The organism is Telluribacter roseus (genome assembly GCF_017355915.2).
Classification (GTDB): Bacteria; Bacteroidota; Bacteroidia; order Cytophagales; family Spirosomataceae; genus Telluribacter.
Genome location: NZ_JAFEUV020000013.1, coordinates 112,339 through 126,011 on the forward strand (window position 1 = coordinate 112,339; position 13,673 = coordinate 126,011).

A 13,673-nucleotide genomic window follows, 5' to 3' on the forward strand; every position below is an offset into this window, starting at 1 on the left:
TAGGCAGTTCGTGCCAATAGCGGCTGTATATTTATTGCCAATGTAACGTATTGAGCATCCGCATTACATCCTGCTGGATATAGTCAATAACTGGTGCCAGCGAGTCATTTTTGGTAGCCGTCGGGAAATAAATCGCTCCCCGCAGAAAATGTTTCGTAGTATCGGTAGTATAAAACTGAAAAGGTGAGGGTACATCTCCCTCCAGACGGAACAACGTAGCTGTACGTCCGCTGCGGGTCTGTACGGTCTGCTCCTGAATGGCCGAAGCCCGGATCTGGTGCTTACCGGCCAGCTTATACGCATCGTCGATAAAGTCTTTCAGCCGCCTGGGGTCATTCTTTATCTGCTTGTACGTCAGCTGTACGTTGGCATTGAGCTTGGGGTAATGCACAAATATCCAATGAGGCTCCGCATCCGCAAAGGTATCGGGCAGTATGGTAGCGTACTGCGAGTACATAAAGCTGTACGGATGCTGCTCGTCCAGTTTCTGGTAACTATGAGGAGGTAAATAGATTCGGTTATATCCCTTAGGCTTGGGTACGTACGTCTGATCGTCGGATGAGTTACAGGCTCCCAGCAGGAGTAGTAAAGAAACTATACCAGCCAGGGTAAGGGTACTAAACAATGAACGCATGGAAGTATGGGCCAAATAGCGTGAGCCGGATGTACTATCAGTTTTAAACATCAGCAAAACTAACGAAATAGGGTAAAGATTAGTATGAACCTTTATTTCCAAACAAAAAGCAGCCAGGAATAACTCCCATCTGTTCGTAAAGCACAGCTTAATTATCAGGCTCCAGTACTGGTGAACAGTCAGCGAAGCTACCCACTAATGGTGATAAGTACTTATAAGGGTAGCAGGTACTGGTCGGTTCCCTCGTACAGCCTGTTTGGCAAGTAGTACCTAAGCGCTTATTTTTGACTTATCTACCCTATACCTGTCCAGGCTCTTTTGTATGATTACTACCGTAGTTCTATCCATCCTGCTGCTGATTAGTACTGGGCTGCACCAGCCTGCTACTCCCGCATCGCAGACTAACTTTGAAAGTACTGTATTCCGGAATGGCGAAAATGGCTATCGCTGTTACCGCATACCGGCCATTGTACGGACACCTACCAACGACCTGCTGGCTTTTGCGGAGGGACGGCGTACGGATTGCGGTGACTTTGGGGATGTAGATCTGGTACTGCGGGTAAGCCACGATAACGGTACTACCTGGGGGCCTTTGCAGGTAGTAGTAGACTATGGAGCGGCGCAGGCGGGTAATCCGGCTCCTGTTTTTGACCTGGCCGATCCGACTTATCCCAGGGGACGACTGTTTCTCTATTATAATACCGGAGTAGCTTCCGAACATGACGTCCGGGAAGGGAAGGCCATCAGGGAGGTATGGTATAAAACCAGTACCGATGCGGGACGAAGCTGGTCGGAGCCGGTCAATATCACTACGCAGGTATCACGCCCTAACAAGCCCGAGGTTAATCCTGCCTATGCATTCAAAGAAGACTGGCGCTCCTATGCCAATACCCCCGGTCATGCTATTCAGATTGCTAAGGGTCGGAACCGTGGGCGCCTATTTGTCGCGGCCAACCATTCGGCAGGCCCTCCGCAGGCGGACTTTCGGGATTACCGGGCTCACGGCTTCTATACCGACGACCACGGCAAGACCTTCAAACTAGCTCCAACGGTAGACTATCCCGGTGGCAACGAAAGTATTGCGGCCGAGCTACCTGATGGTGGATTGCTGATGAACATCCGGAATCAGTCGGGAGAGCCTCGTTTACGTATACTTGCTTACTCGTCTGATGCGGGTACAGGTTGGAATAAAGTAGAAGTGGCTCGTTCGTTACCCGATCCGGTATGTCAGGGGAGTATGATCAGCTACCGCGAACCGGGTGGACGATCAATACTTATTTTCTCCAATCTGAACAGCCAGACCCAACGGGAGAAGCTAACGGTGCGCGTCAGTAAAGACAATGGCCAGTCCTGGTCAGCCGGTAAGGAAATATACGCCGGAGCAGCCGCTTACTCAGACCTGGTGGAGCAGGGGGACGGGCAGCTAGGGGTACTGTACGAGAAGGACGGCTACCAGCGCATTGTCTACACCCGCTTTGCGTACGACTGGCTGATGGAGTAGGGGCGTTCTGTAGCAAAAGAGCTGCTGGCGCAGGTATGCCAGCAGCACTTTTGCTTATTTATCAAACTTGTAGCTTTCCGGTACTACTCCACGGTCACTGACTTGGCTAGGTTACGGGGCTGGTCTACATTACGGCCGCGTAGCACGGCTACGTAGTACGAAAGCAGCTGTAGCGGTATAACGGACAGCAGAGGTACCAGTACATCGTGCGTACGGGGAATCTCGATCACAAAATCCACCATGCCCGGTATCAGGATGTCGCCTTCTGTGACAATGGCAATTACGCGTCCCTTGCGGGCCTTTACCTCCTGAATGTTAGATACAATCTTGTCGTAGGAGCTATCCTTAGTAGCCAGGAAGACGACCGGCATATCCTCATCGATAAGCGCGATGGGGCCGTGCTTCATCTCGGCAGCGGGGTAGCCTTCGGCGTGGATATAGGAGATTTCTTTCAGCTTCAGAGCTCCTTCCAGCGCCACGGGGAAGTTGAGGCCCCGACCCAGGTAGATAAAGTTGCGGGAGTAGGTAAAGATGGACGATATCTCTTTGATCTTGTCCGCGCTCTCCAGAACCTTTTCTACTTTGTCTGGAATAGTTTCCAGCTCAATGAGCAACTGACGATACACCTCCTCGGATATGGTACCTTTGCGCTTTGCGGCAGCAACAGCCATGAGCGTAAGTACTGTTACCTGCGCTGTAAAAGCCTTGGTACTGGCTACGCCTATCTCCGGGCCGGCGTGGGTATAGGCGCCGGCATGGGTAGCGCGGGCGATGGATGAGCCTACCACGTTACACACACCAAATATGGTAGCGCCTTTGGACTTGGCCAGTTCAATAGCCGCCAATGTATCGGCCGTTTCACCCGACTGGGAGATAGCTATAACAATGTCATTTTCGCTGATTACCGGGTTGCGGTACCGGAACTCCGAGGCGTATTCTACCTCTACATTGATGCGCGCCAACTCCTCGAACAGGTATTCGGCAACGAGCCCGGCGTGCCAGGAGGTACCACAGCCCACGATCACGATCCGGTTGGCCGAGGCCAGCTTGTCAATGTAGTTGCGGAGCCCTCCCAGCTGCAGGTGTCCCTCATCAGCCCGCACCCGGCCCCGCATGCTATCGCAGATGGAGCGGGGCTGCTCGAAGATTTCCTTCAGCATGAAGTGGTCGTAGCCGCCTTTCTCAATGGCTTCCAGTTCCAGCTCCAGCGTTTGGATATAGGGTGTTTTCTGGGTGTTGTCAGAGCTCAGTATGTTGAGCTGGTTGTCGCGTACTACCGCTATCTCGTAGTCGTCCAGGTATACTACATCTTTAGTGTACTCAATGATAGGCGTAGCGTCTGAGGCAAAGAAGAATTCATTCTCACCAATGCCTATTACCAGCGGACTACCCTTGCGAGCGGCAATGAGCTGCGTAGGATTGTCTTCTTCCATCACCACGATGGCGTAGGCGCCTACTACTTCCTGCAGGGCCAGCCGCACGGCTTCTTCCAGCGGCTTTTCGGTTTCCTTCCGGATGTCTTCGATGAAGTGGATCAGTACCTCCGAGTCGGTCTGGCTTTTAAAAATATGCCCTTTCTGCTGGAGCTTCTGCTTAATGGTGCTGTAGTTCTCTATGATACCATTGTGAATGATAGCCAACCTACCGTCATCGGAGTAGTGTGGGTGAGCATTAACGTCGTTAGGTTCGCCGTGGGTAGCCCAGCGGGTATGGCCCATACCTATTTTGGCCGTGAGTTCTTTACCGGCCAGCTCGGCCTTAAGATCGGAGACTTTACCTTTCTTCTTGTAAACGTTCAATCCGTGGCCGTTTAGTAAAGCCACGCCGGCGCTGTCGTACCCTCTATATTCGAGCCGCTGCAATCCTTTGATAACTAATGGATAGGCTTCTCTGTATCCTACATACGCTACAATTCCACACATATAATTATTAAATTAATTTAAAAATGGAACTTGGTTAAGTGCAAATAAAGGAAATGAATACGGGTGCGACAAACCTATAAATAAAAAAACCGGCAATGTTAACATTGCCGGTTTCAAAAAGAATATTCTGACAGAGCTATTCTTTCGCAACGGTATAGAAAACAATCAGTTTCAGATCACCCGGCTTAGTACCAACTACCAAACGGTTCACACGGTTATTCAACTGAGACTCAAATCGTGTTCCTGTCTGCCCCAATGTATTGGTATAAATAGGTGTCAGCAGAAAGCTGTTATTTGTTTTACGACCCGACAGAATAGCCTGCAGCTGGGTAGTCAGGAAGAAAGTATAGTCTTTAGTAAGCGGATTGTAAGGTTGTACCTGAGGATCAATAGGAGTGTTACTATGTCCTGAAACATCCGAATTCACAATCAGTTCGTAACCGGCATTACGCTTGATCAGATTAGTAGAGTCGGTTTCGAGCAGCACCAGGAAAGGAGGTATTGTTATACCTGGCTGGTTAAAGCTCAGATCTGGTCTGATGGTGAGTTGAGCCCGGTTAATGGCCGCAGGCCCGTTAGCCCTAAGCCTGTTCAGATAGGGAATTTCAATTCTGGTCATAACGCCCAGGGCATCCTGTACATAGGTGTAGCCATTGGTAGCCGAGGCAGGTATAGGCTGCAGAGGCTTGATATCTTCCAGGGGCGTGCCGGTACGATCGGCTATCACGCGGTTGAAGCCTGCCCGGTAAGGCCCTGTGTTCAGGTTCAGGTGAGCGCCCAGCGAGTAGGCTTTGGTTACCGTATCAGTGGGTGAGGAGCGGTAGTAGAGCTGCAGCAAAACTCCGTTTGATCCCGGTATACCTATGATAGCCGTGTTGTCTTCGCCAGGTACCAGCGCCAGTCCTTTCAGCACGCTATGTATTTTATCATTTGTCTGATTAGCCGGAGTTGATAGCAGCGTGAACAGTTCACTACCCAGGTTATCCGACAGGCGCACCCGCATGGTACCTGTTGTGCTCGGACGGGCCAGGAATGTCTTCTCTCCGAGTGGAGTAGCCGCATAAGCTACCTTACTGGTGTTATAGTAGGTAGTGGTGCGCGAAAGGTCTTCGGTGATGCGGTGTACCGCCAGCTTCTGAGTGGGGATGGTATCACCATAGGTATAGCTATAGCCCATCAGCAGCACCAGCGAGTCATAGCGGGCGGTAGTACCGAATTCCACGGCGGTAGTCGCAGGGGTATTCACCCAGAAGTGGCTCGAAGCAGTAATTTCACCAAAAAGAGGGTCTTTGTACTTACCCATCAGTAGTATATCCGGGTTGCTGGTACGTACCGAGTCGGCCAGTACGGTAGAAGTGCGGACGGTGAGGGTGTCGGTGTAGAATGTACCTACGGGAGTAAGAGGCGTGAGACTAATGTCCCGGGGAGGATCGCAGGCCATTAAAAGGGTGGTCAGTAAGACCACCCCTATGGCAAAGCTTTTAGTTAACCAGGTCGTTATACAAGTTGTAGTACGCTTCTGAAAAATTGCTGTCTTCTTCGACAAGATCGACACGTTTTGGTGAGTCATTAAAAATTTGGTTTAAGCTTCCGCTGATTTTTTCGTCGGCTTTCAAAACAGCATCAGCGTAGGCGCATCCGAGCTTTACAAAACCTTCAAAATCTGCTGAGTTAAGGTGAGCCAGGGCTTCGTCACTTACGTCCATAGCTTTAGCCTTGCTCAGCAAATCCGCATCAAATTTATAATTGAAAGCGTTATTATGCACAGTAAATACGCTTTTTGTATCCTTAAACATGGGGTCATTCCGGTAGGTAGTCTTCAGATACATAGGTATCAGGGACGTCATCCAGTCGTTACAATGTACGATATCAGGAGCCCAGCCTAGTTTTTTGACGGTTTCCAGTACGCCCTTGCAGAAGAAGATCGCACGCTCATCATTATCGTCAAAAAAGTTATTCTCTTTGTCAAAGAAAACGGATTTGCGGTGGAAATAGTCTTCGTTATCTATGAAATATACCTGTAATTTGGCATTGGGGATAGATGCTACCTTTATAATGAGAGGCTTTTCATCGTCGCCTACAGTAATATTAATGCCTGAAAGACGAACTACCTCATGAAGCCGATTCTTACGTTCGTTGATGAGGCCAAAGCGGGGGACTAGAATTCTGATTTCAGCACCTCGTTCTTGCATTGCCTGGGGAAGCCTTCTTACATAGTCGGCAACGTCAGTAGTTTTGAGGAAGGGGTTGATTTCACTGGCGACATACAAAATTCTTAGTTTGTCCATAGACTTTTTAAGCTGTTTGTGTAGAAAAAGATTTGCAAAATTATACAAAAAAAATCCGACTTTCAATAAAATATGCTGACTAATTGTAATATTGCACACAGTTTGGCCTATACTGCGCTTTTATTTAACCATATCCAGTAAACACGGGTCTCTTATGCGTCCCTCTCCTCTTGGGATAATGCAACTAACAAACTGGCTGGCTCACGTTCAAAGCGGCTACAAAATCCTTTTTAAATGCAAGTTTTTTATACTATAACCGAGCTGCGTGCCTACCTGGCGGCTCAGCGTAGCGAAAAGAAATCCATAGGTCTGGTGCCTACTATGGGTGCTCTGCATCAGGGACATATGTCTCTCATTGAGGCTTCCCGACAGGCCAATGACGTGACGGTATGCAGCATCTTCGTCAATCCAATCCAGTTTACCAATCAGGACGACCTTAGCAGGTACCCCCGTACCCTCGAGCAGGACTATCTCCTGCTGGAAGAGGCAGGCTGCGATTTTGTGTTTGCTCCCTCCGCTGACGAGATGTACAACACAGCTCCCTCGCTGGTGCTGGACTTTGGAACACTGGAGACAGTGATGGAAGGAGCCTTTCGTCCAGGACATTTTAACGGAGTAGGCATTGTCGTAGCCCGACTGTTCAATATAGTACATCCCGATCGGGTGTACTTTGGGCAGAAGGATCTGCAGCAGCTGGCGGTAATCCGGCGCCTGGTGGAGGATCTGGCCTTTCAGATAGAGGTTGTGCCCTGTCCTACGGTACGCGAAGCTGATGGCCTGGCCATGTCTTCGAGAAACCGCCGTCTGAGCCCTGAGGAGCGTGCTATCGCCCCGCACCTGTACAGGGCCCTGTCTGAGGCGCAGGAACGACTACTCAACGGAGAACGGGTGGCTGATGTGATACAGGTCGTGCAGGACTACATAGCCACCGTACCAGCTTTTAGTCTTGAATACTTTGAAGTAGTGGATGCTCGTACCATGCAACCCGTGGATGAAGTACAGTCCGAAGGCCACACGGCCCTGTGTGTAGCGGCTCACCTGGGGCCGGTACGGCTGATCGATAATGTAGTGTTCTAAGGGTGAAAGAACGAAATGAGCGAAAGAGTGATTTGAGTTCAGGAGTTATAGTCTATAAGTGTATGAGATTGTAGAGGGGGATTTATAGTCTTTAGTAGGTGGGCTCCGGAGGAGCCATACTTCAGTAGTAGTGATGGAATTCTGGTCCAGCACTAGCTCCGTAGGAGCGACACTTTTCTCCCCCTTCTAAAGACAAAGAGCCCCCTGGTCAGCTGACCAGGGGGCTCTTTGTTTAGGTATTTTATGCTTATACAAGCTTCCAGTTGCCGCGGTACTCGCGTTTTACGAACTGGTTGGCATCGTCGAAGTTTGTAATCTTCATGCTCTTGCCATCCCATAGCATCTTCTTACGGCCAGGGTAGGTGAAGCCTTTACCATCGGCATTGGCGGTACGCAGGTTGTAGCTGCGGATAGCCAGGTTACCCATCAGTACAGTCTCAGTCAGCGGACCAGCGTAGTCAAATGACGACGTCAGCTCTTTGTGCTCTTTGCTGTTAAAGCCGGCTTTGCAGGCATCCGTCCAGGCTACGTGGTGACCAAACTCCGGCATCGTCGTATACTTGTTCTGGAAGCTGCCCTTAGGCATTTCCATCTTGGTACCATTCTTCAGGTAAATCTTAGGATCAAGACCGTACGTAGCACAGGTCATAACGCCCTTATCACCGATCAGCATAGCACCGTTGCTGCTGTCTGGCTCGCCCAGTGGCTCGTTGGCCGGTATCCACTCGGGGTGGAACGGACGCAGACCACCGTCGTGCCATACCATCGTTACTTCCGACTTGTTCTTAGCCGTAGCCGGGAACTTGAGCTGTACGCGTGATGACGGCGGGCAACCTTCGGGAATGTACTCAGGAGTCCAGTCCTTGAGGAATACCTGTCCTACGCTGGCTTCTACCTCAGTTGGGTAGCCCAGACCCAGTACGCGGAACGGAGGGTCGATCAGGTGACAACCCATATCACCGAGTGCACCGGTACCGAAGTTCCACCAGCCACGCCATTTGAAGGGGTGCCAGGCCGGGCTGTAATCAACCCAGTCGGCAGTACCTACCCACAGGTCCCAGTCGATATCCTGAGGTACATCAGCCTTGGAGGTAGGCACGGGTATACCCTGTGGCCATACAGGACGGTTGGTCCATATCTGTACTTCTTTGACGTTACCGATCAGGCCTTTGTTAAACCAGTCTACCATCTGACGCTGTCCGGGGTTTGATGCCCCCTGGTTACCCATCTGCGTTACCACCTTGTACTTACGAGCGGCTTCGGTCAGCATACGGGCCTCGTAGATATCGTGTGTAAGGGGCTTCTGTACGTACACGTGCTTGCCCAGCTGCATGGCAGCCATGGCTATAACGGCATGCTGGTGGTCAGCGGTAGATACCGTAACGGCATCAATGCTTTTACCCATTTCGTCGAACATGCGGCGGAAGTCTTTGTACTTCTTGGCGTTCGGGTGCTTTTCAAAATTTCTCTTTCCCTGGATCCAGTCTACGTCGCAAAGGGCTACCATGTTTTCAGCGCCATTGTTCCAGGCGTTGTTGGTGTCCGAAAATCCTTTGCCTCCTATACCGATACCAGCTATATTCAGCTTATCACTGGGAGCGCGGTAGCCTTTGCCCAACACATGGCGGGGTACTATGAAGAAGCTTCCTACTGCGGCGGCGGCGCTTTTCTGAAGGAAGTCACGGCGTGATACACCGCTGTTTTCAACTTTCTTACTCATTTTGATTGTATTAAGTACGTAAAGGGTCGAGAATATTACCAGTTGTAAAAGTACATCGGATTCTCAAAATACTTGAAGCCTTTGGATAATATTGTACAAAATGAGTAGAAAGTAGGCCTTATCTACTTGATGCCTCTTTTGTATTTCTGGGACGGTCGGGGTAGGTGTGGGTACAGGCGGCAATCAAAAGTGCCTTGAATCTATGTACAGTCAAGGAAATAGTAAAGAGCAGGCTAATATAGGATTATGACTGTTCAGGAGCCTGGAACCGGGAGGAGCGCAACCGTGTTTTGATGGGTGAGTACAAATCCCCTAACTTTGCACGCGTAAGGGAGCAATACCTAACCAAGTAGTCCCTCCTGAAAGCTCTTTAACTTATTTGATTGATGCAAATTACATTGATGAAATCGAAGATCCACCGGGTCAAGGTAACGCAGGCCGAGCTTAACTACGTCGGAAGCATTACGATAGATGAGGATCTGATGGATGCAGCAGGTATATTCGAACACGAGCAGGTCCATATTGTTAACAATAACAACGGAGAGCGGCTGGTGACCTACGTGATCAAAGGCGCCCGTGGCTCAGGAGTGATTTGTCTGAATGGCGCGGCAGCCCGTAAAGCCCAGGTAGGTGACATTATTATTATCATTACGTACGCCAGCATGAGTCCGGAGGAAGCTAAGGACTTTAAGCCCAGGGTCGTATTCCCTGATGATTCCAACCGGCTGGTAGATTAATCATAACGTATACGAAATTTGTGTAGCAGACAGCGACAATAGTTAGGAATTTGTTCGCTGTCTGCTTTTTTTTGCCTTATATATTCACTATTACTCTACTTCATGAAGAATCTTCTCCGATACGCCATCTCCCTGGGACTGGCAGGTGGCTTGCTCTGGTTTGTGTTCAAAGACATTGATCTGGGGGCTATGCTGGACCGTCTTCAGCAGGCCGACTGGCGCTGGATAGTGGTATCCTGTCTTATATTGCTGGCGGCGCATATTACCCGGGCCTGGCGCTGGCAGATGCTTATGGAGCCCCTGGGGTATAAGCCCAATCTGTTTGATGCTTCGATCGCGGTATTTACGGGCTATTTTGCCAACTACATAGTACCCCGCATGGGTGAGGTTACCCGCTGTGGTACCTTGTACCGGCTGGAGCGTGTACCGGTCAACCTCAGCTTTGGTACCGTAGTGGCCGAGCGTATATTCGACGTTGTTACGCTGGTGGTTCTGATCGGGCTGAACTTTGTGCTGGAGTTTGATCGTCTGAGCGGCTTTTTTGCCGAGCTGTTTGGTAGTAAGGTAGGCGGGGGCGAGGGCAGTGGTGCCACCAACTGGCTGCTGATAATAGTACTTATAGGAGTTGCAGCCGTAGTAGTGTTAGGATACCTGTTCTTTAAGAATAAAGCCTTACGGGAAAAGGTACTGGCTAACGGTCTCGTGCAGAAGGCTGTAAGCTTTTCGAGAGGTATGCTGGAAGGTCTGCTCAGTATTCGTAAGCTCAGCAGCCCCGGCCTCTTTATAGCCAGTTCATTGCTGATCTGGGTATTTTACTACCTGAGCTCGTACGTGCTGTTTTACTGTATCCCCGAAACATCCGACCTGGGCCCACTGGCCGGCCTCACGGTACTGGTCATAGGGGCTATCGGCATGGCTGCCCCTACGCAGGGAGGTATAGGAGCTTATCACCTGCTGGTAGGTAACGTGATGCTACTGTATGGCCTGACCCAGAAAGACGGGATCACACTGGCTACGTTTATACACGGTACCCAGATGCTCCTGATGCTGGTGGTAGGTGCGCTGGCTTTCCTGGTGGTACTATTCATGAATAAATCGCGTAAGGAAGCGGTAGAAGAGGTACAACAGGTCTGAGGAGTTTCCTGATGGGTTTTATGTTTCAGTGATTATCCTAAACCTTTATACTATGATTCTTACCGAAAATAAAATTATGCGCCTGGACGAGGCCGTCACGCAGGTGCAGGATTGGCAACGGGCCGGACAGAAGATCGTATTTACCAACGGATGCTTTGATATTGTACATCTGGGGCACATCGACTACCTCGAGAAGGCCCGGGCAACCGGCGACCGGCTGGTACTGGGACTCAATACCGACTCCTCGGTAAGCCAGCTGAAAGGGCCGCAGCGTCCGGTAGTGAACGAACACGCGCGGGCACGGCTGGTGGCGGCATTATCATTTGTGGATACTGTCATTTTGTTCGATGATGCAACGCCAATCCGCCTGATTGAGGCCATAAAACCTGACATTTTGGTAAAAGGTGACGATTATACCGTCGAAACAATCGTTGGCGCAGATTTTGTACTGTCTAATGGAGGCGAGGTCAAAACAATACCCCTTGTAAAAGGATATTCCACGACTTCACTGATTGAAAAAATCAAGCAGAGCTACTAAGATAGTGATGCAGTTTTTGGTAGAAAATACGTTCTACTGGTAATGATTTTAACCCATAGCAGTTCACTTAAAACGATTGTAATACAATGGCAGGTGCATATTTGATTGGTATCGTCGTCATGATCGTCAGTCTGTACGTTCAGTGGCGACTCAAAAGTAAATTTAATGAATACTCGCAGGTAGGGCTAAGCATTGGCCTGAGTGGTAAAGAGATAGCTGAGAAAATGCTGCGTGATAACGGAATTCATGATGTGCGGGTGCTTTCGGTGGAAGGTATGCTTACTGACCACTACAACCCACAGGACAAGACCGTTAACCTCAGTTCCGACGTATTCTATGGTCGTAGTGTAGCGGCCGCCGCGGTGTCGGCTCACGAGTGTGGACACGCGGTGCAGCATGCTACAGCCTACTCGTGGCTGAAGTTCCGTTCACAGATGGTACCCTTCCTGAGTGTGGCTTCGCGCTACATGCAGTGGGTTATTCTGGCGGGTATCCTGATGATCAACACGACTATTCTACCATTAGCCATCGGGGTAGCTCTTTTCGCAGCAACGACTCTGTTTTCGTTTATTACGCTGCCCGTTGAGTACGATGCCAGTAACCGGGCTCTGGCCTGGATCCAGCGCAACCGCGTAGTTAATGAGCGTGAGTATGGTATGGCATCTGATGCGCTCAAATGGGCGGCCCGTACGTATCTGGTAGCCGCCATTGGTTCACTGGCTACCTTGCTCTACTACGTAAGTATACTAATGGGCAGAAGAGAGTAGTGTTAATTGGAGAATGATAGAATTTGAGAATGAGTGAATAGATAACAAAATGAGCGATTGAAGGGAAATACCTCAATCGCTCATTTTGTTATTGACAATTTTTTGATCATTCACTCATTCTCTCAATCACTCATTTACTAATGAGTCACCCCTCCACAATATGTCCCACAAATTGGGCAGTGTTGTCAAGAATGCGGCCTCCGCGTCTGAAGCCCAGAGCACAGGGCTCACCGACGTAAAATACACCCGCCTGGTACGAGTGTCCCTGAGCATCTTTCGGAAACTCCACGTACTCCTGGTAGATGCGCGGCTGGTTGTCGTACTCACCTTCTACTTTTTCCAGCGCTTCCCCGCCTTTGTCAAGAATGGTCACGTTGGCACCTTCCCGGCCAAACAGTACCTTACTCACCGACCGCTTGTGCGGCAGGGCGTACCGCTCGGTCTGGAGCAGATGCGGATGGTAAGGGTACAGGTCCCAAAGTACTTTGAGGATGTACTTAGACTGGAACAGCAGTGTATAGGCCGGATTAAGTACCACTACTTTACGGTTACGGACCAGCGTGGTCAGGATGTCAGCGAGTTGGGGTTCATCCCAACCGATGTACTCCCAAGGTACCAGCTTAAACCAGAAATCGAACCGTACGAAGTGTCCATGCTGTGACTCCTGCATGAAGATACCCTCCTCGGCCGAAAACTCTACTTCATCAATAAACGCAAACTCTACCTCGAAACCTGCTTCACGGGCTGCTTCGCCGAGCAGGGCTACGTTGGCATCGTCCTCGGGATAATCGCGCATCGCTGACAGGAGCAGGCTGGGCGTCAGGTCGCTGTTGGCCTCGCGGATATATCTAAACTGCCCCACCAGCGTCTCGTACAGGTTGTTAAACTGGCGGGTGTCGTCCATGCCATTGGCGCGCAGGTGCGCCCACTGTACCACCGCCGTTTCGGGCAGGCAGGTAGCGGTATCGGCGTTGAATTCGATCAGCTTAACCGGCTCTCCGTTTATTCCACCGGCCAGATCAAAGCGTCCGTATAGGTGAACCTGCCGATCGTCCTCCCAGGAAGTTTTGACCAGTTCAACCAGATTGTCAGGAATACCCATATCACGGAACAGGTTGTTATCAATTACGTGCTGGCCCGCCTCGACGAGCATGTCATAGAGCGAACCTGCCGCTTCGTAATAGGCATTGGCTTCTGTTTCGTCCAGTACGACGGCTTCCTGTACCAGGTAGGGTATGGTATCTTCTCCCAGCATCCAGTTCCAGCCCAGCGAGCGAAGCGCCTGCTCAGGGTGCTTGGGCAATGATTTTAGCGTAATCATAAGGTGCAGTAATAAAATCTATTCTGAATGTTAA

The 13,673-nt window shown here is 50.3% G+C and carries 12 protein-coding genes; 6 read left to right on the forward strand and 6 right to left on the reverse strand.

The genetic code is table 11. The annotated features are described in order from the left end of the window. Positions 1–31: 31 nt before the first annotated feature. Positions 32–634 carry a gliding motility lipoprotein GldD gene (gene gldD / locus JTN23_RS20520; protein ID WP_247236926.1) on the reverse strand — a complete coding sequence of 201 codons (603 nt, stop codon included), beginning with the start codon at positions 632–634 and terminating at the stop codon, positions 32–34. A 322-nt stretch (positions 635–956) separates the two neighbouring features. On the opposite strand from gldD, the gene JTN23_RS20525 reads away from it, so the two are divergent. Further along, positions 957–2,135 (forward strand): sialidase family protein, encoded by a 1,179-nt coding sequence (locus JTN23_RS20525; protein WP_247236927.1) that lies wholly within the window; start codon positions 957–959, stop codon positions 2,133–2,135. 83 nt (positions 2,136–2,218) lie between these two features. Here JTN23_RS20525 and glmS read toward each other — a convergent pair whose 3' ends face one another. From glmS to JTN23_RS20540, 3 genes are all read right to left on the reverse strand, one after another. Further along, on the reverse strand, positions 2,219–4,057 hold the full coding sequence (gene glmS, locus JTN23_RS20530) for a glutamine--fructose-6-phosphate transaminase (isomerizing) (protein ID WP_247236928.1): 1,839 nt from the start codon (positions 4,055–4,057) through the stop codon (positions 2,219–2,221). 136 nt (positions 4,058–4,193) lie between these two features. After that, positions 4,194–5,498, reverse strand: coding sequence for a DUF4270 family protein (locus JTN23_RS20535; RefSeq protein ID WP_247236929.1), 1,305 nt, complete (start codon positions 5,496–5,498; stop codon positions 4,194–4,196). Positions 5,499–5,538: 40 nt separating this feature from the next. Continuing rightward, positions 5,539–6,345, reverse strand: coding sequence for a glycogen/starch synthase (locus JTN23_RS20540; RefSeq protein WP_247236930.1), 807 nt, complete (start codon positions 6,343–6,345; stop codon positions 5,539–5,541). Between the two features lie 234 nt (positions 6,346–6,579). Here JTN23_RS20540 and panC point away from each other — a divergent pair, with 234 nt between their 5' ends. Continuing rightward, entirely contained in the window at positions 6,580–7,422 is an 843-nt protein-coding gene (gene panC, locus JTN23_RS20545; RefSeq protein ID WP_247236931.1) for a pantoate--beta-alanine ligase, read from the forward strand. Positions 7,423–7,669: 247 nt separating this feature from the next. Here panC and JTN23_RS20550 read toward each other — a convergent pair whose 3' ends face one another. Next, entirely contained in the window at positions 7,670–9,142 is a 1,473-nt protein-coding gene (locus JTN23_RS20550) for a Gfo/Idh/MocA family protein (protein ID WP_247236932.1), read from the reverse strand. 386 nt (positions 9,143–9,528) lie between these two features. On the opposite strand from JTN23_RS20550, the gene panD reads away from it, so the two are divergent. The 4 genes from panD to JTN23_RS20570 all read left to right on the forward strand — a co-directional run bounded on the left by panD (position 9,529) and on the right by JTN23_RS20570 (position 12,318). Continuing rightward, on the forward strand, positions 9,529–9,879 hold the full coding sequence (gene panD / locus JTN23_RS20555; RefSeq protein WP_247236933.1) for an aspartate 1-decarboxylase: 351 nt from the start codon (positions 9,529–9,531) through the stop codon (positions 9,877–9,879). A 102-nt stretch (positions 9,880–9,981) separates the two neighbouring features. Beyond that, a complete protein-coding gene (locus JTN23_RS20560) occupies positions 9,982–11,013 on the forward strand; it encodes a lysylphosphatidylglycerol synthase transmembrane domain-containing protein (RefSeq protein ID WP_247236935.1) in 1,032 nt (343 codons plus the stop codon). Between the two features lie 52 nt (positions 11,014–11,065). Then, entirely contained in the window at positions 11,066–11,551 is a 486-nt protein-coding gene (gene rfaE2, locus JTN23_RS20565; protein ID WP_247236937.1) for a D-glycero-beta-D-manno-heptose 1-phosphate adenylyltransferase, read from the forward strand. A gap of 86 nt (positions 11,552–11,637) precedes the next feature. Next, entirely contained in the window at positions 11,638–12,318 is a 681-nt protein-coding gene (locus tag JTN23_RS20570) for a zinc metallopeptidase (protein WP_247236939.1), read from the forward strand. Positions 12,319–12,463: 145 nt separating this feature from the next. On the opposite strand, the gene JTN23_RS20575 is transcribed toward JTN23_RS20570, so the two are convergent. Then, complete coding sequence (locus JTN23_RS20575) at positions 12,464–13,639, reverse strand: glutathionylspermidine synthase family protein (RefSeq protein ID WP_247236941.1); 1,176 nt, start codon at positions 13,637–13,639, stop codon at positions 12,464–12,466. Between the last annotated feature and the right edge of the window lie 34 nt (positions 13,640–13,673).